Genomic DNA, 19,904 nt, shown 5'->3' with positions numbered 1-19,904 from the left:
CTCTTGGAAACGTCGTTGCCGGCCGCTTTTTGCGCGGCTCTGTTCGTGGCGGGTCATCCGCAAATACAAGAGAAGGACTGATTTACAAATTTGTCAACATGAATATTGACAAAATATCAGTTTCGTGCATTCGGCAAGGTGAGGCGGGCATCGATTTACCGTTAAGGTAGCTGGAATGGACGATATAGTGCGTTGTTTCGTCAAAAGCCGTCTATATGTTGATGTTTGTGATTTGTTCTGTAATTATATCGACCGGCCGCTCATGTGTAGGGGCATCAGGCAAAGGAGCAATGCAGCAATGGCGAAATCGCAGTCTGGTAACAAAGCTTCTTCAATCGCCGGCAAGGTGCTTGCTGGCAAAAATCCAACCAAGTCCGAGATTCGCACTTTGGCGGGCTCCGTTCTCCGCCAAGACGAAACAAAAGGTCCAAGAAAGTAGCGCTGGCGGCGGCGGAACACCGCCGCCTTACTTCCTCCAAGGGAACCACTATGAACGACAAGAAATCCAATATCTCTCCCTCCACTCCCAAGACCGGTGTCCACAACACGCACGACAGCAAGAAGGGCGCCAGCGTCCAGAAGTCGTTCACGACCAGTAACGTTCCCAATAAAATCGGTAAGCCAAAACCAGGTGGCGGAGGCTGAGCGGGGTGGAGGAATCAACTTTTCCGTACCTCTCCATTCTTTCCAACGTAGTAACGATTATCGGTTTCCCGATCGCGTTGGCGGGACTGTGGTTTGTCGCACGCCAGATGAAGAGCGATCGACTCGCAGTCTCAGCAGGGGCGATCGGGGCGATGCGTGCGAGCATCATGGAAAGGGTAGACCGCCTTCACGCGGCGAAGAACGCAAGCAACGTTGCTCTATGGGAGGATGAGTTCAAAGAACTGGCCAACGATCTGGAGATGGCGTGCGCCATCTATCTCGATGGGCAAATGTCCGGTCGCACAGGGCGCCTGGCAAAGAATTTGATTTGCGACTTTCTTCAAATGATCAACGACGATGAAGATCTGCGGATGGAGATGGAGAAAGCCATCCATGCTCCCGACACCTTCACGAATATCCGGGACTTTAGAGCGGGAGTTAAACGCCATGCTTCGAACTAGTTGCCTCGTTGCCAAGAAAATGGACAGCTTGGAGCCGGGTGAGCTCTTGAGAATGACATTCGGGACGAGTGCTGGAATTGTTCTTTTTCTTAGGCGTTACGATTATAATTCGGGACTATTCGGTGTCTTAGAGGCCGAGGAATTTACCAATCATATGATCTGGTATTCAGGTTCATTGAACGAAGAGTGCCTTTCATACGGTCGTGACTGGGTCCTCGAAGAGGTGCACGGAAAGGAAACCGCTTGTCGGCTTCAACATCGGCACGACGGCGCGCGCTTGTTCTTAGGTAAAACTGGGCCGATTATGTGCTTTGCTCCTCCACAAGGCGGTGGGAGCTATCAAGTCCGCTATTTCGACGTTGCCGGCGAGAAAGAATGTGAATCCCTTGGAAGGGAAGCTGCGCCAATACATGCCTGGCGTATATGGGAGAGTAAGGCGCATTTCGATCGGGGAGGGCAACCACTGCTCGAGATGGGTGGTGCAACCCAGTAGTACTGAGCTGTCGGCTACAACGGCGCCCATCTCCAAATTTCGAATTTTGCGGACGTGAAAAATTGCTTTGGGAGCCGGTACGGCAGCCGATCGAGGGAGCGATGCGACGCACCCCTTTGCGCCATGACAGATACAATTTATGGTGTTGATTGTTTCCGTAGCGGGGGCTTGCAGTAAATTGAAGGTATTTGTCGGATATGCGTCTGAGGATAGGGACGTCGCGGTTGAGGTCGTGACATTCCTTGAAGGTCTGGGGTTGACCGAGGTGTGGTTTGATCGAAAATCGCTTGTCGCAGGCGATGATTGGGACGCCGAGCGGCAAGCTGCTCAGCGAAACGCCGACTTAATCATTCATATTTGCTCAGAGCAAATTCTCTCTCGGGCGGGTGTCGTGAATAGGGAGATCCGAGAAACACTTAGGCTTGCAGATGACAAACCTTTTGGCGCCAACTTCGTCATCTTTATAAGAATTAACGGCGTTCGACTTCCCGCGCAGTTCTTGCGGTACCATTACATCGATTTCGAGGGCGACTGGCGATCCGCACTGGCCGCTGCAATTGGAAAAAAGGCTGCAGGTCTGCAGGCCCCGGCAAACGCAACAGGTGCCAACTACAAGCGGGACAACCTCAATGTTCTTGAGAGATTTTCTCGAAGAACAATCGAGGAGAAGGAAGAGACGCACGAGATCTCCGTAGAATACATTGAATACAAAAGTTCTGATACTTACTGGCGCTTAGTAAATTCCGAGATCGAGAGTGAATCACTGCGGGCGTACTACGAATTTAAATCGGAAGTTCCTTCATTCTTGGAAGAAATGAAGACTGAGTATTTTCGTCCACGTGATTTCCAGTTGAAGGCTGATGAATTTTTCTGCTTTGGTGAGTTTGTTTCAATTCAGTACTTAGTTTACTTCGATCACGGGGGTGCGCACGGGAATTTCCGGACTCAAACCTCGAATTTTTTTGGTAGCCAGAGGGGTAAGGTGACGATCCGCGATCTCCTATCCCACGATGACGATAAGGCGCTGAGAGTGCTATCGTACTGCCTAAAGGTTGTTGAGGCTGGTCTTGATGAGCCCGAACCGCAGATCTGGCATGTGAATACCACCGATCCTGAAGACGCTTGGCGTGTGCTCGAAAATTTCAGCTTCGATAATCGGGGTCTCACGTTCAATTTCAGTCCCTACGACATCCTACCGTTCGCCGCAGGTGCTCAGGAAGCCTTCATGCCTTGGCAGGTGGCGTCTAGCTACGTTGTTGAGAAATATATGGAGCCTTGGCATCTGAACCTTCTACAGCAACCCAGGGCAACTCCAGGAGAACGGGGTTAAGGGGCCGCTGCCGTGACCAAAATAGATCATGAGCGAGGGATCTTCAGACTTCTCGATGGCGGCAGTTACGAGCCGCATTGGCATGGCTTTGCGCGAGAAAAGCCAAAGCCAGAAGATCGCACAAAGTCGCAACCCGATCCCAAGATTGTTGCGGAGAAGCTTCGATACATGGAGCTTTGTGCTCGTGCTATCGAAGCGGGCCATAATTTTCCGCGAGTGCCGCCCGCGCTGTCCAGAGCAATTTTCGTCAACAAGAAGATGGACAAGAATCGCCTGATCTGGGCTTGGCTTAGCAGGCACGACGAGTTCGAGGTAATTCATACGCGAATTCGGGAGAAAGCTAAAAAACAGCAGGGCAAAGCTGCCTCAGCAGTCTCCCGATCGCGCTAGTCCCGTAAAGGGCGCGGCCGGGGTAATGCCGGCCGGTAGGCTCCTGCCACCATGACGGGGTAGATTTCCCCGTCTCGTTCCTTGATTGCGATGAAGCTCAACTCCTCATCTTGGTGACTGATGCCTACCACTTCGATCGGGATGTCGTCGTCGTCGAGCGCTTGGAACGGCGTGATTTGGATCATCGCTGACTGCGCCTTGGTTTCGGCGAGAGCGGCGGTGAAGGCGTCCTTGGTGGCGTCGTAAAAGTCTGCGTAGTCCATCAGGCTGCAGCCTCCTGATTCTTGAGGTAGATGAGCTTCCGGCCATCCGCGCGCACACGCAGCGGTCGACACATGAGGTCGTCCAAGTCTTCGACACTCGGCACGCCGACGGCGGCGCAGATGTCTCCTAGATACTTCTGGCCTTCGTCCTGCAGGGATTGGATGAAGCAGTTGACGTAGAACCTGTGGCGGAATTGCTTGCCAAAGTGTTCGCCTGGGGTGCTCACTTCGAACACTAGGTCGGCGGAAAGATCCTTGCCTTCCTTGTCGACAAAATTCTCGATGAACTCGCCGCAGTAGTCTCCGGCGGGCCAAAGTTGGGGCGAACCCACCATGAAGTCGGGAATGGTCTCCTCGTCGGCAGGCTGGTTGTCATTTGCAGCTTCAGGCTCTGGCGCGGCCTTCTTCGCCGGCGCGTTGGCCTTGGCCTTGGCTATCGCCGCACCCTTCGCGTCCCCATGTATCAACGGCAAGTCTTCGTCCCAGCGCTCCCCCTTCAACCAATTCGCTGGCTCGGGAATCCACTTCTTGTCGACGCCGTGCTTTGCATAGTGCTCTGCCCATATGCGGGCCGCTTCTATGACGATATCGACGTCATAGGTGATCTTCTTCCATTCGGCCTCTGCCGCCTTCTTGCCGTGCTTTCGGGGCCAGGCACTCCAGAATTCAGGAAAACCATCTCCCGAAGCCGGTCCCGCCGTGGCGGCCGGAAGGCCAGCCAAAGGCGGCGCCACAGGCGCGGCTTCGAACATATTTCCCACCACATGTACCCCGGTCCTGTGGACGGGTACTGTGGATGGGTCTTCGTTCTGAATTTTATGAACGCTATCGCCATTTGTGTTCGGATTTCCCCGAACATCTGTGTTCGGGTTTTCCCGAACGCTAGTTTCTGTCGCTGTTGTGTTCGGGATTTTATGAACACAAACCAAATCCCATGCCGGGATATAGCGGCTGGCCTTGCGGCCGGTTCCCTTGATCTGCGTGAGGTAGCCCCAGGATACCAGATCGGCGAGGGCGCTATGTACATCGCCGGTGTAGAGGCCGGTGCCTGCCGGATCGCGCTCTTTGATTGTCGCGACGATATGTCGAACGCTGGCGAGCGCGTTGCCGTAGTCGGAGTGAAACCAGTCGCAGATGAAGCCGAACACTAAGCAATGTTTGCGCTTGGCTCGCTTGTCGTACGGCAGCAGCGTCATCAGCTTGAACTTCGCCTCGAGGCTCTCGGGCTTTGGAAGACGCGGCTTGTCATCGCTCATTGGCGGCCTCGTACGATTCGACGGCAAGAGCCGTGAGGCGTGCTGAAAGCTCAGGCGAGAAGGTCGCCAAGCGACGGGAGCCGTTGGCTTGCGGCGCATAGATGTAGAAGGCGCCGTCGGGCTTCTTTAGAAGTCTTAGGCCGTAAAGACGAATGTGCGGATTGATCTCGAAATCAACCGATGCCAGGCAATCCTGCCGGCGCGTGTCCTTGACCTTGTGGCAATACAAGACGCGCATGTATTCTCCCTATGTTGAGCGCACAAGTGCGCGACCCACCGTCTAGTGGCGGTGGGTGGTTGGTGGGACTTTCGTGGCGAAAAACGACAAGAGCGGGCGGAAAGATTTCCTGTCCCACTTTCTGCTAACTCATTGATTTTCAGTGGTTATGGCGCGACCTCCGGGCCCACCAAATTTAATCTATTCACAGACTTGTTGGGTGGTTAGCCACTCGGCTAGGCTGCCGATCCTTTGTGCGAACCAGCCTTTTTGCACCGAGCCGTTAGGTCGCGACATCGTCGAGATCGTCGCCTTTGGGAGAGGTACTGACTGGCGTCGCGGAGAATGCCTCCCGCAGTGCTATGAGATGTGACAGCCTGGAGTATTTCGCCTAGGCGACTTGAGGCGTTAGCCTTCGGGATTGGAACCGTGAGGCGATCCCGTACCAGATCACCAGCGTTGCGGCATAGGAAACGTAGGCGTCGACGGCATAGTGCCAGCCGAGGTGTATCGACCCCAGAAATATCAGCGCGCAATGGACCTTGAGCGCCCATTGTATGGCGGGGTGAAAGCTCCTTGAAGCCAGGACCATCAAGAGCGCCGTCGCATTGTGAAGGCTGGGCATGGCAGAGATGCCCATTTCGGTGCCGGCACCCGCGTAGCCCTGCCAGAGCAGGTTCTGTACGTTGAGAGCAAAAATCGGCGCGTTTTGGTCGGCGGCCCTTAGATAGGACATCAGATCGGCATATGGATTTTCCCCGAGGCCGAGATTGCCGAAGAAGCACGGGCCGGCGGATGCGAACGCGGTCGCCAGGAAGCTGCCGAGAATGATCCATGACAAGGCGAAAGTGACGAGAAATTGCATGCGCTGCGACCGCTCGCTGAACGCGACGGCCATCCAGAAGGTCCACATCACCATGAACCAGATGCTGTAGTTGATGCTGAGCAGGAAGGTGATGGGCCAATAGCCGAGGACCGGCTGAAGCCATTGCCACGGGAGCCAGCCGAAGTGGAGCGCTCGGTCGAGATCACTCAGCGTCTGGTCCCAGGAGAAGACAGGCAGGCGAGTCTTCCACTGCCAGAATACGCTGGTGAGGATCACTTGCGCGACGGCAACGGGAAAATAGGAGACTGCCGTTGCGAACGGCACGCTGCGGATGTCACGGACGATCGCCGTAATCGGGCGGTCCTCGCGATTGACCAGAACATGATAGGCACCCCGCACGCCCGCCGCGAACAATGCCGTAATCGCGACAAGACCCATCAGGGAAACGCCGAAATACCAGAACCACGTGCTGGGGGGCACTTCAAGCAGGCTGAAAGCCAGAAGCAGATAGGCGATCGGCAAAGACACGACGACAGCGTCTCTGCGTACACCGGAAAGCAATGCGCCCATAAATGTTCGAGGATCAAGCATAGCCGCCAAGAAATCCCGATTAATTTAGCAATTAGGATATTATCAATACCTGAAATTCCTCTTAATCATCAAACGATGATGCGCGTTCTCGATCAGGAGTAGGCTTCGTGTGCGCGCATAAGCACCGCGCCAGGTATCGGTGCCTCACCAAAGGGACGGGAAGGTGAGGGGGGCGGCACGAGGAAGGTCAGCTCTCAGCGCAAAAAAATGCCCGCTCGACGCGGGCAGTTTTGGAGTGGGCGCATACGCTCAACATGTTGCGCCTCGCACCAAGGTGGCCGTCATAGGTCAACGAACTGTAAATGCGTGATGGCTAAATATGAGGAAGGACGGTGCTGCGTCCGTTGCCGCTGTGTGCCGCTTGATCGACAAGCGTGGCGGTTTCTCCGCCAGTGCGGCCGATTTTGCGCCTTCATGCGAAAAAAATTTCCTTGCGAACCATCCGGCGTTTCCGGCGGCGCAGCTACCACCGGGCGTGGTGGACGGCGGTGCGGGTGGGCCTGCAAGTGGCGGGCGGGTTCGCCTTCGGGTCGGCCGTCGGGCAAGCATCTGGTTTTCCTGATTTGTCTTCCTGATCCTCGTGCGGCGCTCCAAGCCCAGCATGTGCCCAATCAGCGGCCGCATTTGCGCCTGGTGCCGGTGCCATTCGCTGCAACCGTCGGAAGAACGCCCTACGAAAGAATTCGTTAATTTTAGCAATTTATAATGGAGAGGGGGTTGAACAACGCCGCCATATCCCCCAAAGGAGGCATCGGGCGGCCAAGGTCGCTAATTCGAAAGGATGCTTATGCGAGATAAGACCGCATGTGCCGGCGCGAGCCGCACCCCCATTTCGGGTTTCAAGTATCTCGTACCGACCGCCTCAATTCTTGGCATTCTGCTGCTTTCCGGCTGCTCGTCGACGGTTATTGGAGAAACGCCGTTGTTCGCATCGGGCCATTCCAGCGCTTACGCGAGCCCTTCGGTCAAGATCCGCAAGGAAGAGAAGCAGCTGCAGGTCGCCGAAGCGGATGAGGATGTGGTCGCACCGCAGCCTGTGAGGAAGACCACCGCCGCCTATCTCGGCCGCGCACCCTACATCTGCTCGCCGAGCGGCTTCGGCCGTACGTCGCACTGCTTCCTCCGAGCTTCGCTCTAGCGGGATTGTCTCTGTTCGAGTTTGCGTAATTCCGGCGCGGCGAAGCCGCTCGGGAACGTTTGGGGGATCGGGGTCCCCGTCTTCGGCGGTGACTGACCGTCGCATGCGTGATGCGTCCGATTTTATTTGCGGCGTCGAGAGACGATCCGCCGGAGAAAGTTCGTTGTCTGCCAGGCTTTTGAGATCAGCCCTTGCCGCGGGAACACTGGCGCTTCTCGCCGTTGCCGGTACGCCGGCGGCGCGCGCGGACGATCCGGCCGATGGTATCGACCGGGGGCTGACGACGGCTGCGATCACGCCCGAGCCAAAGGGCGCGACGAAGCGGGCGGTTGCCATCGGCGTCTACGATCCGCATGACGCCGTTGCCGACAGTGATGCGCTCGAGCTCGAGCATGTGTTCGTCTATTGGCAGAAGCCGGACCGGGCGCTCTTGAAGCGCAAGATCGCGATTGCGGCGCGGCAGGGGCGAGCCCTGATGCTCTCGGTCGAGCCCTATACCCATGCGTCCGACTGGCGCGCCGGCGGCGAAAGGCTGTTTGCCGATATCGGCAAGGGCCGCTTCGACCGCGAGATCGGCGACGTCTGTGCCCGCGCGGCCGCCTTCGATGGCCCCGTCTATGTGCGCTGGGGGCACGAGATGGAGGACCCCGATGGCCGCTATCCCTGGGCACGTCGCGATACGGAAGGCTACAAGAAGGCGTTTCGCTATTTCGTTGGCAAATGCCGGGAGCTCGCGCCGCAAGCGCGGTTCGTCTGGTCGCCGAAGGGCCACCGCAATCTCGCCGGCTACTATCCGGGTGACGATGTCGTCGATGTCGTCGGAATCCCCATCTGGGGCTTGCAGAAAATGGATGTCGACTATTGGGGCCGCGAGCGCCGCTTCGCAGAAGCGCTGAACGAAAAGTACCAGCGTGTGGCAGGCTTCGGCAAACCGGTCATGATCGCCGAACTCGGCGTCTCGGGTTCGGCCGACTACAGGCGCGCCTGGTACAAGGAAATCCTCGATCAGCAGACCTATCGCCGGGCTTTCCCGCTGCTGACCACCGTCGTGTTCTTCAACGACAAGGAGCCTTACAAGTGGCCGCTCGGCTACGGCTCGCCGGATTGGCGGCTCGACAGGGAAGCACTGAAGGCGCTAGCCGAGCGTCAGGCGAAGCAAGCGGCAGAACTCGCCGACTGATCGTGCATAACATCCGTGGAAAAGTCAGGTAGCGCTTGTGCGATGGCGCAGCGCCTTTGGGGGGCGATGCGCCGATCGTCCTTCGGCGCATCGTAAAGACCCGATCTACGAACACATGGCCCCGGATCTTGGGACTTCCGCGTCAGGCCAGAAGCAGGCCCGATTCGCGGGCAGCGGCAGCAAAGCAGCGGCTGGCCCGGTCCGTACTCGTCAATCCATCCAGCGCGTCCAGGCAGCGCCTGAGAGCCGCGCGGTACTCCCGTCCACGGCGCCCAGGCCATTGCCGCAGCAACTCGACGGCTTCGAAGACCGTTCTGACGACGGTCTGCCGTTTTGCGGATAACCGGAGGGGGATGGGAGTGGCGAAGAACTTCTCGCTCATTTGCTTATCCTCGTTCTCAGTCTTTTTCGAGCGCGAGGCCAACGCTGTGGCGCGGCAATGGTTCCGTCGGATCACCGACTTTTTTCAGCCCGTGACCTTTTCGTGATTCGGCGCGTGCCGGGGGCGAGCTCTAAAGCTCGAGTGCAGCCTTGAGGTCGCTCGACTTGTGCGCGCGAAGATCGAGATCGGCTTCGATGTGGTCGATATGGTGGACCATCATCTTGGCAGCCAGGTCGATGTCGCCGCGTTCCAGCGCATTGACGATCTCGTCATGTTCGCTGTGGCCGCAGCTTGAAACGGTCGACTGGCCGTAAAGCGCGATGACGAGGGAAGAGCGGGCGACGAGCTCATCCATGAAACGCCGGAGGATGGCGTTGCCGCTGAGATCGGCGAGTGCCAGGTGAAAATCGCCCGAGGCCTTGATCTCGGCGCGGCGGGCCGACTGGCCGCGCTGTTCGGTGAGCTGCCGCTCCTCTGCCAGCATGCGCCGGAGCTCGCCGAGCTCGGTCTTGCCGATATTCGCCGCTGCAGCCCGCACGACGCCGGGCTCGATCAGGCGGCGGGTGGCGAAGATCTGGCGCGCCTCGTCGATCGAGGGATGGGCGACAAAGGCGCCACGGTTCTTCTCGACGCTGACGAGCCCTTCATAGGAGAGCGCCTGCAGTGCGGCGCGCACCAGGGTGCGGCTTACATTGAAGAGTTCGCCGACATCGCTTTCCGAAAGCTTGGTGCCGGGGGTAAGCCGCCGCTCGACGATCGCATCGCGCAACGTGTCGCGGATATGCTGACTGCCGGTGTCGGTGGCCGGGTCTGCGGCCATGTCGGCCGGTGGGGGCGTAGTGGTCAAGGACATGAATCGATCCGCGAAGCAACGGCTCATCTTATCGCCGGACGAAGCGAAGGGAAACGACAATCTGACGCGCGTGGGTTGCGCGGCAACAACTAGGCGGTGAAGCCTATTTGTCGAGTTCGGGATAGACACGGTCGAGGAAACCGGGCCTCAGCTTCTCGCCGATCAGGCAATCGGATGCCGGCAGCGCATCGGCCAGGCGAACGGTTGGCGGCGGCTGCAGGCCGCTGACCTCGAGCACCAGCTTCTGGCGGATGGCGATCGAAAAATCCTCCGGTTCGTGCACCGGCAGCACGAAGGAGCCGGGGCCACCGATGACGCATTCGGCGTAATACTGGTCGAGCGGGCCGGTCGAGACCGAGGGGCGAATGAGGATCGCCAGCCCGTTGATGGTGATGCCGCGGGCGATCGCGGTCTCGCGGGCCGGGATGACCGGCGGGCCGATGTTGTTCGGGCCGTCGCCGGAAACGTCGATGACCCGGCGTATGCCGTTGAAGGCGTTCGAATCGATCAGCGCCGTACCGTAGGTGATCGCGTTCGAGATCGACGTGCCCCGCCTGGTGCCGACCGGGCGTGCCTCGATCAGCTTGGCAAAGGCATCGGCGTCGGCGGCGGTGGAGATCACTTGCCAGGCGACGACGGAGGATTCGTTCACCGTGCCCGCCCATTCGAAATAGCCGATGGCGATCTTGCCCAGTTGCCCGCTTCCGACCGCGTCCAGGAAATCGCGGTGCCGGAGCGCCTCGACGTAACCGGCGCGCTGGATGCGCGCCTCATCCAGATCCATCGAGCCGGACATATCGACGGCCAGGATCAGTTCGACATCGACATCGGTCGGCACGGCGGTCGATGGGCTCGTGCCACCACTCAATGAGAGGATCAACGCCAACACGCTCAACATCGCTTCAACCAGTCATTGCGCGCGGTCAGATTAGAAGAATGTAACACAGGATTGGATTTCGGCGACCATTTGGGTGTAGTTGGCCTTCAACAAAGAGTGATTTTGTCGGGGTCGGCCCGGAAATATACTTGCGGCCGGCCAGGGCCGGAAAGGCGGAATGCTGAAACCGACGGAAAATGCCGAACTATTTCAGATCGATAGTCTGCAGAGGGCGGCGTTCGGCTACTTTCTCGAATATGTGGATCCAGTCACCGGATTGATCGCGGATACGTCGCTTCCGGGTGCGCCGTCGAGCATTGCGGCGACCGGCTTCGGCCTTTCCTGCTATCCCATCGGCGTCGAGCGCGGGTGGATCTTGCGCCGCGAGGCGGTCGGGCGGGTGTTGACCACGCTGCGTTTCCTGGCCGAAAGCCCGCAGTCGCGCGACCAGGGCGCGAGCGGCTATCGCGGGTTCTACTATCACTTTCTCGATATGCGGACCGGCGCGCGCACCTGGCGCAGCGAGCTTTCGACCATCGACACGGCGCTGCTGATCGCCGGCTGCCTGACGGCTTCGGCCTACTTCTCCCGCGAAGATGAAGAGGAAGGCGAGATCCGCGCGCTTGCCGAACGGCTCTATGCGCGGGTCGACTGGTGCTGGGCGTTGAACCGGAGTGAGACGCTGACGATGGGCTGGCGCCCACCGGGCCGATTCCTGAAGTATCGCTGGCAAGGGTATAGCGAGGCGCTGCTGCTCTATGTGCTGGCGCTCGGGGCGCCAGAGCACGCAATCGAACCGGAGCATTATACCGTCTTTACGGACGATTATGACTGGATCGCGGTTCAAGGCGGGTGTCATCTCCACGCGGCGCCGTTGTTCATCCACCTGTTCCCGCAGGCCTGGCTCGATCTTCGCGGCCTCGGCGATCGGCCGATGCGGGGGAGGGGAACCGACTATTTCGAAAACAGCCGGCGAGCTATGGGGCTGCAGCGTGACTATGCGCGGCAAAACCCGGGCCGCTTCGCCGGCTATGGCGAAGACCTCTGGGGGCTCAGCGCCTGCCACGCGCCACATGGCCAGCTGCGCCTCAAGGACGGGCGCTGGCAGCGACTTCGGGGCTACGCCAATCGCGGCGCACCTTTCGGTCCGGATGACGGCACGCTTGTGCCCTGGGCGGCGGCGGCCTGTCTGCCGTTCTGTGCGGATGCGTCGCTATCGGCGCTCAGCCACATGACGGCCAGCTACCCCGGGCTTCTGAAGGCGGGGCGCTTTCCGGGCGGCTTCAATCCGAGCCTCCCGGGCGAGGGGCCGGAGGGGTGGATCGACGCGCGCGTCGTCGGCCTTGACCAAGGGCTCGTCGTGATGATGATCGAGAACTGGCGGAGCGGCTTCGTCTGGGAGTTGACGCGTAGTCTGCCTGCGATCCGGCACGGACTTGAGCGTGCGGGATTTGAAGGTGGCTGGCTGGCGACGGAGACGGTATGAATTTGGGAGGCCAGCAACAGATTGCGCAGACCGGGGAAGGATATCCGCCCCGGGTGCTGGCAGTGGTCGAGCGGTTGTGCGCTCAGTTCCCTGACGCCGGTGTCTCGCTCGGGCCGGCGGACGGAGCCTTCAGCGCACCGGCCGGCTTCTGGGCTGCGGGCGGGGCCGGGATCGAGGAGAGCCTCGCCTATCAGGACTTTTTCGCAGTCGGCATGACGGACCGGATCCGGGCCGCGCATCTGATCGCCTTTTACAGTCGCCAGGTAAGTGTGGTTCTCGGCGCGCTCTATCTCGGTGCGGGCGTCCAGGCTGAGATCGCCGGCATTCGCTTAGAAGACTGGAGCCGCCTTCACCAGGACCGCGCGGTTGCCGGCAAACGCTATCATTTCCAAGTGGATCTGGCGGAGAGATTGCAGCAGCCGGAATGCATCGGCGTTTTCGAGCGCGGCTTCACAGCCCATCTGGCGCCGGTCATCGCGATCCTGAAGAAACGCTCGGGGCTTTCCTCCGGGGCGCAGTGGCGGCTGGCGGCGGATTCGCTTGCCGGCGCGTTCCTGGAGATCGGACGGGCGATCGGGGACGAAGCGCGCGGCATGGCTGAGGCGCTCGCGATCGTCAAACGGCCGGGTTCGCGGCTGTTTTCGGAAGAGATCGGCTACGAGGAGATCTCCGCCACCGATCCGGCAAGCGGCGCGCAACTGTCGCGCCAGTACCGAATCCGCTGCGGCTGTTGCCTCTATTTCAAGACGGAGGGCGGCAGCATCTGCGATACCTGCGTCCTGCTGGAGCCGGACGATCGCCGCGTGCGGCTGGCAGCGCGTCTGACGCAAAACGGCGGGGCTTGAACCCCGCCGTTTTATGTTCTGGTGCCTGCTAAGGCGCATTGGGTTCAATGCGATTTGAGGAAGCGCTCGTTGATGAAGCCGGAGACAACGCCGAGAACGATCCAGAAGGCGAGCGTGGTGGCGAGCGCGGCGACCGCGAACTCGGCGCCGAGCACGGCCGGGACGTTGCTGGAGATATCGAGTGGCTGCGGCGCGCCGTAGACATGGGGTGCGGCGATCAGCACGAGGCCGGCAACCTTGGATACGATTTCCTCGCGCAGAACCAGGAGATAGAGGCCGACTGCGGAGAGAGCGACGGTTGCCAGCCACCAGGTTTGGCGGTCGCCGAGTTCGGCTGCCGGGAAGCCCGGCAGTTCCGGCGGCAGGCCGATCGCCGGCAGCATGTGCACCGCGAGCCAGCCGCAAGCGCCCCAGAGCGCGCCGTTCCTAAGCGTGATCGGATAGCCGATCACCAGGCTGACGCCGGCGAGCAGCAGGCCGAAGCCGGAGCCGGTGACGAGGTTTGCCATCAGCGTGCCGGAGAAGCGGCTCAAACCGAACATGATGCCGCCTTCCTCATGTTCGCCTTCGTGCGCATAGGCCGGCGTGATCGGCGACAGCGCGTCGAGCACGGCGCCAAGCGGCGATACCGCCTTCAGCGACGAATGCTGGTCATGGCCCTCGGCGGCCGGCTGTGCCGCACCCGGCTGGCTGGCCGGCTGTTCGGCCGCGGCCGGAGCCTCGCCTTCGAATTGCTCCGCATGCAGGATCAGCGGCGTTACCCGCAGTTCCTGGGCGCCGGTCATGAAGACACCGGCAATCAGTCCAGCCACGATCGCGGCCAGAAGCGTTCTGACAATCATCTTGAATTCCCTCGATAACGGCAAACGCCACGCGTTTCGGCGTGGTTGTTGAGCCTTCCCATTCGCTGTGCCACACGGACGGTGCTTGCATGTTCGCCAAAGTGCCATGCGCAAACGCCGACATCCGGCGTGAGCCGGATGCATTCAGGTCCGTAGCTATTTCGATGCGGAACGTTGTTCACGTTCCGGCGCATCGTTTAGTGGCAGGGGAAGCCGTAGGAGTGGCGGGTGTCGTGCGCGGTGTCGTGCAGCACGGCCGAATTGGCCAGGCCGGCACCGAAGACGAGGAATGCGCCGATGAAAAGGGCGATGACGCCAGCGGTCAGACGATCGCTGAGGGAGAGCGGGGTGCTCGAAATGGTAGACGTAGCCATGACAACCTCCGTGATGGCATCGGGAAATTCCCGGTGTGGGCCCTATGCCCGTATCGAGTGGCAGGTTTCCTGGCTCACGGCGCTGGGCGAAATGCCCGGGATCTGCCTCGCCTTCCCAGTTCGACCCCCCTCTCGGGGCCTGTTCCAGTGGCTTCTTCCGGATTGCTCCGGAACGGCAAGATCAACGTCGCTCTACAGTCGCGGGGTCGGCCGTGATTTGAATGCCCAGCATGGGTCCATCCGTCACGTTCCCGTTTACTCCCGAAACGCGTTCGCGTCCCGGGAACCAATCGATCCAAAATGATTAGGAGCGTGTCATGGCATTGTCAATTGAGCCTGCGCCGCCGGCCGCTTCATCCGCGACAAAATCGCGAAGCATCATCTGCTTGTAGGCCTCGACGATGCGGTCGCCCTCCGGCCGATCGACCGAGACGGCAAGTCGCATGGTGCAGTCGCCGAGATGCATGATCAGGAAGGCAGCGCTGTCGATCGTTTCGCGCGGCGTCTCGGGCGCAAAGCGGGCCCAGACATCGGCCAGAAGCTTGCCGCCGGTGCGGCTTTGCTGGAGGTCGACCTCACGCAGCGCCTTGTCGGCCTGCATCGCCGACCAGATGTCGCGCATGACAGGCTCGGCCAGGAACATGTCGTAGTAGATGTCGAACAGCAGTGAGAAGGCGTCGCGCAGTTCTGCCATCGACGTGACCTTGGCCAGTTCGGCGGCGATGCACTCGTTGCACACGGCATTGTAGCGCTCGGCCAGCGTACGCACGATCGCCGCCTTGTCCGGGAAGTACTGGTAGAGCGACCCGATCGAAATCCCCGCCTTTTCAGCGACTTCGCTCATGCGCATGGCGTCGCTGCCCTTCTCCTGGATGAGTGCCGTCGCGCAGGCAAGGATCTGCTCCACGCGCTCGCGGCTGCGCTTCTGGCTGGGCGTCCGGCGCAACGTGGTCTCGTCGTCGGCGGGAAGTGTGGCGGGGCTTGCATCTGGAATCATGAGTAATGCTCACATTTTGACTTGACTCCTAAAATACGAGGATTTATCACATTTGCAAATGTGAGAGATGCTCATGTTTGTTGGTGAAACCTCAGGAGGAAAYGATGTCTCAGAAAGTCACACTGGTTTTGGGCGGTACCGGCAAGACGGGGCGGCGGGTGGCCGAGCGCCTTCGGGAGCGGGGCATAGCGGTGCGCATCGGCGCCCGTTCGGCGTCGCCGTCCTTCGACTGGACGGACGAGGCGACCTGGGCGCGCGTCCTTGAAAATGTCGATCGCATCTATGTCTGCTACCAGCCGGATCTGGCGGTGCCGGGCGCCGTCGACGTCATCGACCGGTTCTCGAGCCTTGCCGTTCGCTCGGGCATCAAGCGGCTGGTGCTGCTGTCGGGCCGCGGCGAGGACGAGGCGGAAGCGGCCGAGCGCGCGCTGCAGGCCTCCGGCGCCGACTGGACGGTCATCCGTGGCAGCTGGTTCTTCGAGAATTTTGACGAAGGCTTCTTGGCCGATGGCGTGATGAGCGGGTCGGTCTTCCTGCCGGTGGACGAGGTCACTGAGCCCTTCGTCAGCTGCGACGACATTGCCGATGTGGCGGTCGCGGCGCTTCTGGACGACGCACATATCGGCAAGGTCTATTCGTTGACCGGCCCGCGGCTGATGACCTTTGCCCAGGCCGTGGCCGAGATCGCCGTCGCGGCCAACCGCCGGATCGCCTATCAGCCGGTGCCGATTGACGATTTTGCGGCACAGCTCAAGGCCGACGGCGTGCCGGATGACTATGTCGCACTCATCCGCTATCTCTTCTCCTCGGTGCTCGACGGACGCAATTCCAGCATGACGTCCGATGTCGAGCGCGTGCTTGGGCGGCCCCCGCGCGACTTTGCGGATTATGCCCGGGAAACCGCAGCAACTGGTGTTTGGAGTATTGCCGCATGATCCCGCTGATCCCCGCTCTGGCGTTCGCCGCCGCGATCGGTTCCGGCCTGATGGCCGGACTGTTCTTCATCTTCTCGGTCTGCATCATGCAGGCCCTGTCGCGGCTGCCCCCGGAGCAGGGGATCGCCGCGATGAACGCGATCAATGTCGTCATCCAGAACCCGATCTTCCTCAGCGCCTTCATGGGCACCGCGCTGCTCGGTCTGGTGCTCGTCGTCATGGCCTTCCTCTCTGGCGGCGAGGGCAGGTGGTGGCTTGCCGCCGGCGGCATCGCCTATGTCGTCGGCGTGCTTCTGGTGACGATCATCTTCAACGTGCCGATGAACGATGCGCTCGCCGCTGCAGCCCCCGGTCAGGCGGCGACCGATCTCTGGCATGAGCGCTATCTGACCGATTGGGTCTGGTGGAACCACGTGCGCACCTTCGCATCGATCGGCGCGCTGGCGCTCTTCGTTCTCGGTTTCGCCCGCGCCTGACGAAAAGCGCCGGCAAGTCGATCCTTGCCGGCGCCTGTAGGCGTCTTGACCTCTAAGCCCATTCCGCCGTCACGGCTTCGGAATACGCGCGTCATATTGCGCTTCCAGGTCGGCAAACTTGCTCCAGAAGGCTGCCGGCTTTTCGCCTTCGAGCAGAGCGCGCAAAATGTCGAGATGCACGTGCCAGCCGGCGGAAAAGCTGGTCATGATGGCACGATCGGCGATGCGTTTATGGGTGACAACGAGCAGCACCTTGTCGCCGCGAGGGCTGAGCTCGAAGCGGACCTCCGAGGGCGTGCCGGTCTCTTCGTTCCAGGTATAGGCGAGCAGCCGCGGCGGCTCCCAGGCGAGCACGTGACCGTAATTGCGCACCTCGCCGGCATGCGCGGCATATTTCTGCGGCGGCCGATCGTCTTCCGCTGTCAGTTCCGAGTGGCGGAAGACGTGCTCGACCGCGGCACCTTCGCACGAGCCGATCGTGCCCGATGCCATCCAGAGCCGACGCTTGCTTTCCTCGGTCAGATAGGACCAGACCCGCTCGATCGGGCCCGGCAGCAGGCGTTCGATGCGCACCGCGTCCGGTGCGATGACGCGACCGTAATCGGTACCGGCAAAGGCTGTGGCAGACGAAGTCATGGCTTTTCCTCCGGATCATTTTGGATAGTGGCGTCTTCGGCCAGAAGCAGCGCCTCGAGTGCGTCGATGCGGGTCCGCCAGAAGGCTTCGTAATGGCGCATCCACTCCATGCCTGCATGCATCGGCGCGGCATCGAGCCGGCACACATGCGTGCGACCTTTCACTTCGCGGCGCACCAGACCTGCTCCTTCCAGCACCTTGATGTGCTTCGATGCCGCGGCCAGCGAGATCGAGAACGGCGCCGCAAGCTCACCCACCAGTCTTTCGCCCTGCGAAAGGTCCTGGAGCATGGCGCGCCGCGTCGGGTCCGAAAGCGCGTGAAACACGGCATCGAGATGTGCGTTCTGATATTCAACCATATCGTTGAATATCGTCGCGATCGAGCTCATTGTCAACCGTTCGGTTGAATTTAGGAGTATCGCGAAAAGAGACCGGGCCGCGGTGGATCGTCGTGGACGCGCCGTCCCTTCCAGGCAGCGAGCGCATCCGCGAGATCGTCGGTTGGCACCACCAGGGCAAACTGTTCGCTTTCGACCAGCAACCCCTCGGCGATCGACATGTTGAGGCCGCGGGTTACGGCATTGATGATCGAGCGGATGGCGAGGGGGGAGTGCGCCATGATGCGTTTTGCCAGGTCACGGGCGGAAGCGATCAGTTCCTCATGCGGGACGACGCGGTTGACGAGCCCTAGCTCCAGCGCGCAATCGGCCAGGAAATCCTCGCCGGTCAGGAGCAGTTCGATTGCGCGCTTGCGGCCGGCCAGCCGCGGCAGGCGCTGGGTGCCGCCGAAGGTCGGCGGCATGCCGAGCTTGATCTCCGGCTTGGCAAAACGTGCCTTGTCGCTAGCGATTGCCAGATGCACGGCCTCGGTAATCTCACAGCCGCCGCCATAGGCGAGCCCGTTGACGGCGGCGATCACCGGTTTCGGGAAGGCTTCGAGCCGGGCCGTCAGGCCCTGACCGCGGCGAACGAAATCGCGTACGGCCGGGTTCACGCCCTTGGCCACGCTTTGCGAGAACTCATGGATATCGCCGCCGGCGGAAAAGGCTCGCTCGCCGGCGCCGGTGATGATCACCGCGCCGATCTCGTCGTTCACTTCGATCTCGTCGAGAAGGCTCATGAGCCGGTCGATCAGCTCGTAGTTGAGCGCGTTGAGTTTCTGCGGACGGTTGAGAGTGAGGACGGCGATGCCCTCTGATATCTGCATCAGCACAGTGTTCGACATGGTTGCTCTCCGGCAGGTGTTGACGGGGAGAGGCTAGGTGAGGGAAGATGCGATGTATATTCACTAGTCGGTATACATCAGAGATGGCGAAACCAGAGAAATCGACCCGGGACGTGATCGTCGCAGCGGCGGAAAAGCTGTTTTATGCCGAGGGCATCCGTGCCGTCAGCGTCGATGCGGTGGCCGAGGCGGCGGGCGTGACGAAGCGCACGCTCTACTACCACTTCGAAAGCAAGGACGAGCTGATCGCTGCCTATCTCGAAGGTCGCGACCAGCCCAATCTCAAGCTCTTTCGGAAGTGGTTCGACACGGGCGACGGGGACCTTGCCGACAAGGTCGAGGCGATCTTCGTCAATCTGGCGCGGGCGGCGCGCCACCCGAAGTGGAAGGGCTGCGGTTTCCTGCGCACCTCTGCCGAGCTTGCCAACATGCCAGGACATCCGGCGATCCGGATCGGTGCGGCTCACAAGAAGAAGTTCGAGGCGTGGATGGCCGAGACCTTCACCGACGCCGGCGCCGCCGAGCCTGCCATGCTGGCAAAGCAGATCCTGCTGCTGCTCGACGGCAGCTTCGCCGTGGTGCTGCTGCACCGGGATGCCAGCTATATGGAGATGGCGGGCAACGCAGCGGCGACGCTGGTGCGGGCGGCGCTTGCCGACGCGAACCCGCACGCGTCATCGAAGCACGCGGGGGCTGCTTTCTGAAGCGATGCGTTTTCGCTTCAACTGAGTGCACTTGGCAGGCAGTATAGGCTGTATCGCGTTCAACAGAACAACTGGGGAGTGCCGATGTAGCCGTGTTGCGGCTCACCGGAGGAGAGCAATCCATGACCGTCAAGCGTATCGTCCCCAACCTCTACGCGCCGGACCCGCAGGCGGCACGCGCCTTCTACGGTGACCTCTTGGAACTGGACGTGGTGATGGATCACGGCTGGATCCTGACCTTTGCCGCCGAGGGCAAGGCGGCGATGCCACAGGTGAGCATCGCCAGCGAGGGCGGCAACGATACGCCCGTGCCGGTGCTTTCGATCGAGGTCGACGACGTCGACCGGGCCTATCAGCGCGCCAAGGCCGCCGGTGTCGAGATCGTCTACGACATCACCAACGAGCCCTGGGGTGTGCGCCGTTTCTACATGCGCGACCCGTTCGGCAATATCGTCAACATCCTGGCGCACTAAAGCAATTCC

Annotated in this window: 25 protein-coding genes and 1 riboswitch; of the genes, 12 read left to right on the top strand and 13 right to left on the bottom strand. The window is 60.6% G+C overall.

The window, feature by feature from the left end; translation table 11 throughout:
- The first annotated feature begins 489 nt into the window (after nucleotides 1–489).
- From AB4Z53_RS07900 to AB4Z53_RS07885, 4 genes are all read left to right on the top strand, one after another.
- Nucleotides 490–645 carry a hypothetical protein gene (locus tag AB4Z53_RS07900; protein WP_441595473.1) on the top strand — a complete coding sequence of 52 codons (156 nt, stop codon included), beginning with the start codon at nucleotides 490–492 and terminating at the stop codon, nucleotides 643–645.
- Between the two features lie 5 nt (nucleotides 646–650).
- On the top strand, nucleotides 651–1,106 hold the full coding sequence (locus AB4Z53_RS07895; protein ID WP_441595472.1) for a hypothetical protein: 456 nt from the start codon (nucleotides 651–653) through the stop codon (nucleotides 1,104–1,106).
- Nucleotides 1,107–1,738: 632 nt separating this feature from the next.
- Complete coding sequence (locus tag AB4Z53_RS07890; protein ID WP_441595471.1) at nucleotides 1,739–2,929, top strand: TIR domain-containing protein; 1,191 nt, start codon at nucleotides 1,739–1,741, stop codon at nucleotides 2,927–2,929.
- Nucleotides 2,930–2,941: 12 nt separating this feature from the next.
- A complete protein-coding gene (locus AB4Z53_RS07885) occupies nucleotides 2,942–3,319 on the top strand; it encodes a hypothetical protein (RefSeq protein WP_441595470.1) in 378 nt (125 codons plus the stop codon).
- Here AB4Z53_RS07885 and AB4Z53_RS07880 read toward each other — a convergent pair.
- The 4 genes from AB4Z53_RS07880 to AB4Z53_RS07865 all read right to left on the bottom strand — a co-directional run bounded on the left by AB4Z53_RS07880 (nucleotide 3,316) and on the right by AB4Z53_RS07865 (nucleotide 6,409).
- Entirely contained in the window at nucleotides 3,316–3,582 is a 267-nt protein-coding gene (locus tag AB4Z53_RS07880; protein ID WP_441595469.1) for a hypothetical protein, read from the bottom strand. The genes AB4Z53_RS07885 and AB4Z53_RS07880 overlap by 4 nt on opposite strands.
- Nucleotides 3,582–4,838, bottom strand: coding sequence for a hypothetical protein (locus AB4Z53_RS07875; RefSeq protein ID WP_441595468.1), 1,257 nt, complete (start codon nucleotides 4,836–4,838; stop codon nucleotides 3,582–3,584). Before AB4Z53_RS07875 ends, AB4Z53_RS07880 begins: the two co-directional genes overlap by 1 nt.
- On the bottom strand, nucleotides 4,828–5,076 hold the full coding sequence (locus tag AB4Z53_RS07870) for a hypothetical protein (RefSeq protein ID WP_173517324.1): 249 nt from the start codon (nucleotides 5,074–5,076) through the stop codon (nucleotides 4,828–4,830). Before AB4Z53_RS07870 ends, AB4Z53_RS07875 begins: the two co-directional genes overlap by 11 nt.
- 370 nt (nucleotides 5,077–5,446) lie before the next feature.
- Nucleotides 5,447–6,409 (bottom strand): phosphatase PAP2 family protein, encoded by a 963-nt coding sequence (locus AB4Z53_RS07865; protein ID WP_441595467.1) that lies wholly within the window; start codon nucleotides 6,407–6,409, stop codon nucleotides 5,447–5,449.
- 850 nt (nucleotides 6,410–7,259) lie between these two features.
- On the opposite strand from AB4Z53_RS07865, the gene AB4Z53_RS07860 reads away from it, so the two are divergent.
- Nucleotides 7,260–7,610 carry a hypothetical protein gene (locus AB4Z53_RS07860; RefSeq protein WP_441595466.1) on the top strand — a complete coding sequence of 117 codons (351 nt, stop codon included), beginning with the start codon at nucleotides 7,260–7,262 and terminating at the stop codon, nucleotides 7,608–7,610.
- Nucleotides 7,611–7,773: 163 nt separating this feature from the next.
- Complete coding sequence (locus AB4Z53_RS07855; protein ID WP_441595465.1) at nucleotides 7,774–8,790, top strand: glycoside hydrolase family 26 protein; 1,017 nt, start codon at nucleotides 7,774–7,776, stop codon at nucleotides 8,788–8,790.
- 142 nt (nucleotides 8,791–8,932) lie between these two features.
- On the opposite strand, the gene AB4Z53_RS07850 is transcribed toward AB4Z53_RS07855, so the two are convergent.
- From AB4Z53_RS07850 to AB4Z53_RS07840, 3 genes are all read right to left on the bottom strand, one after another.
- The gene (locus AB4Z53_RS07850) at nucleotides 8,933–9,172 is read right to left on the bottom strand and encodes a DUF982 domain-containing protein (protein ID WP_057253209.1); all 240 of its coding nucleotides are present in this window, start codon (nucleotides 9,170–9,172) and stop codon (nucleotides 8,933–8,935) included.
- A gap of 130 nt (nucleotides 9,173–9,302) precedes the next feature.
- Nucleotides 9,303–10,025 carry a GntR family transcriptional regulator gene (locus tag AB4Z53_RS07845; RefSeq protein WP_113540466.1) on the bottom strand — a complete coding sequence of 241 codons (723 nt, stop codon included), beginning with the start codon at nucleotides 10,023–10,025 and terminating at the stop codon, nucleotides 9,303–9,305.
- 103 nt (nucleotides 10,026–10,128) lie between these two features.
- Complete coding sequence (locus AB4Z53_RS07840; RefSeq protein ID WP_113540441.1) at nucleotides 10,129–10,923, bottom strand: DUF1194 domain-containing protein; 795 nt, start codon at nucleotides 10,921–10,923, stop codon at nucleotides 10,129–10,131.
- 157 nt (nucleotides 10,924–11,080) lie between these two features.
- On the opposite strand from AB4Z53_RS07840, the gene AB4Z53_RS07835 reads away from it, so the two are divergent.
- Entirely contained in the window at nucleotides 11,081–12,388 is a 1,308-nt protein-coding gene (locus AB4Z53_RS07835) for a glucoamylase family protein (protein WP_441595464.1), read from the top strand.
- The gene (locus tag AB4Z53_RS07830; protein ID WP_441595463.1) at nucleotides 12,385–13,233 is read left to right on the top strand and encodes a ferric iron reductase; all 849 of its coding nucleotides are present in this window, start codon (nucleotides 12,385–12,387) and stop codon (nucleotides 13,231–13,233) included. Before AB4Z53_RS07835 ends, AB4Z53_RS07830 begins: the two co-directional genes overlap by 4 nt.
- Nucleotides 13,234–13,277: 44 nt before the next feature.
- Here the strand turns inward: AB4Z53_RS07830 and AB4Z53_RS07825 are convergent, their stop codons facing one another.
- The 3 genes from AB4Z53_RS07825 to AB4Z53_RS07815 all read right to left on the bottom strand — a co-directional run bounded on the left by AB4Z53_RS07825 (nucleotide 13,278) and on the right by AB4Z53_RS07815 (nucleotide 15,446).
- Entirely contained in the window at nucleotides 13,278–14,075 is a 798-nt protein-coding gene (locus AB4Z53_RS07825) for a CbtA family protein (RefSeq protein WP_113540439.1), read from the bottom strand.
- Between the two features lie 197 nt (nucleotides 14,076–14,272).
- Entirely contained in the window at nucleotides 14,273–14,449 is a 177-nt protein-coding gene (locus AB4Z53_RS07820) for a CbtB domain-containing protein (RefSeq protein ID WP_034791966.1), read from the bottom strand.
- A 42-nt stretch (nucleotides 14,450–14,491) separates the two neighbouring features.
- A riboswitch (cobalamin riboswitch) is annotated at nucleotides 14,492–14,755 on the bottom strand.
- Entirely contained in the window at nucleotides 14,754–15,446 is a 693-nt protein-coding gene (locus AB4Z53_RS07815) for a TetR family transcriptional regulator (RefSeq protein WP_441595462.1), read from the bottom strand. Its footprint overlaps the riboswitch before it by 2 nt.
- Nucleotides 15,447–15,550: 104 nt before the next feature.
- Between AB4Z53_RS07815 and AB4Z53_RS07810 the strand changes: the two genes are divergently transcribed.
- Nucleotides 15,551–16,381, top strand: a complete 831-nt coding sequence (locus tag AB4Z53_RS07810; protein WP_441595461.1) for an NAD(P)H-binding protein — start codon at nucleotides 15,551–15,553, stop codon at nucleotides 16,379–16,381.
- Entirely contained in the window at nucleotides 16,378–16,857 is a 480-nt protein-coding gene (locus AB4Z53_RS07805) for an anthrone oxygenase family protein (protein WP_291150861.1), read from the top strand. The genes AB4Z53_RS07810 and AB4Z53_RS07805 overlap by 4 nt, the downstream gene beginning before the upstream one ends.
- A gap of 69 nt (nucleotides 16,858–16,926) precedes the next feature.
- On the opposite strand, the gene AB4Z53_RS07800 is transcribed toward AB4Z53_RS07805, so the two are convergent.
- From AB4Z53_RS07800 to AB4Z53_RS07790, 3 genes are read right to left on the bottom strand one after another with little or no spacing between them, the layout of a single operon-like run.
- Nucleotides 16,927–17,493: an SRPBCC family protein gene (locus AB4Z53_RS07800; RefSeq protein WP_113540435.1), complete on the bottom strand. Its 567-nt coding sequence runs from the start codon at nucleotides 17,491–17,493 to the stop codon at nucleotides 16,927–16,929.
- Nucleotides 17,490–17,852 carry an ArsR/SmtB family transcription factor gene (locus AB4Z53_RS07795; RefSeq protein ID WP_291150864.1) on the bottom strand — a complete coding sequence of 121 codons (363 nt, stop codon included), beginning with the start codon at nucleotides 17,850–17,852 and terminating at the stop codon, nucleotides 17,490–17,492. The genes AB4Z53_RS07800 and AB4Z53_RS07795 overlap by 4 nt, the downstream gene beginning before the upstream one ends.
- A gap of 50 nt (nucleotides 17,853–17,902) precedes the next feature.
- On the bottom strand, nucleotides 17,903–18,718 hold the full coding sequence (locus AB4Z53_RS07790) for a crotonase/enoyl-CoA hydratase family protein (RefSeq protein WP_441595460.1): 816 nt from the start codon (nucleotides 18,716–18,718) through the stop codon (nucleotides 17,903–17,905).
- Between the two features lie 83 nt (nucleotides 18,719–18,801).
- Here AB4Z53_RS07790 and AB4Z53_RS07785 point away from each other — a divergent pair, with 83 nt between their 5' ends.
- Together AB4Z53_RS07785 and AB4Z53_RS07780 are read left to right on the top strand one after the other, a co-directional pair.
- Nucleotides 18,802–19,422, top strand: coding sequence for a TetR/AcrR family transcriptional regulator (locus AB4Z53_RS07785; protein WP_441595459.1), 621 nt, complete (start codon nucleotides 18,802–18,804; stop codon nucleotides 19,420–19,422).
- A gap of 122 nt (nucleotides 19,423–19,544) precedes the next feature.
- A complete protein-coding gene (locus AB4Z53_RS07780) occupies nucleotides 19,545–19,895 on the top strand; it encodes a VOC family protein (protein ID WP_441595458.1) in 351 nt (116 codons plus the stop codon).
- Nucleotides 19,896–19,904: the final 9 nt, after the last annotated feature.

It is taken from the genome of Ensifer sp. 2TAB8 (assembly GCF_052115125.1).
Classification (GTDB): domain Bacteria; phylum Pseudomonadota; class Alphaproteobacteria; order Rhizobiales; family Rhizobiaceae; genus Ensifer.
The sequence above is the reverse complement of the archived record's forward strand: the minus strand, read 5'-3'. Positions and strand labels throughout refer to the sequence as shown.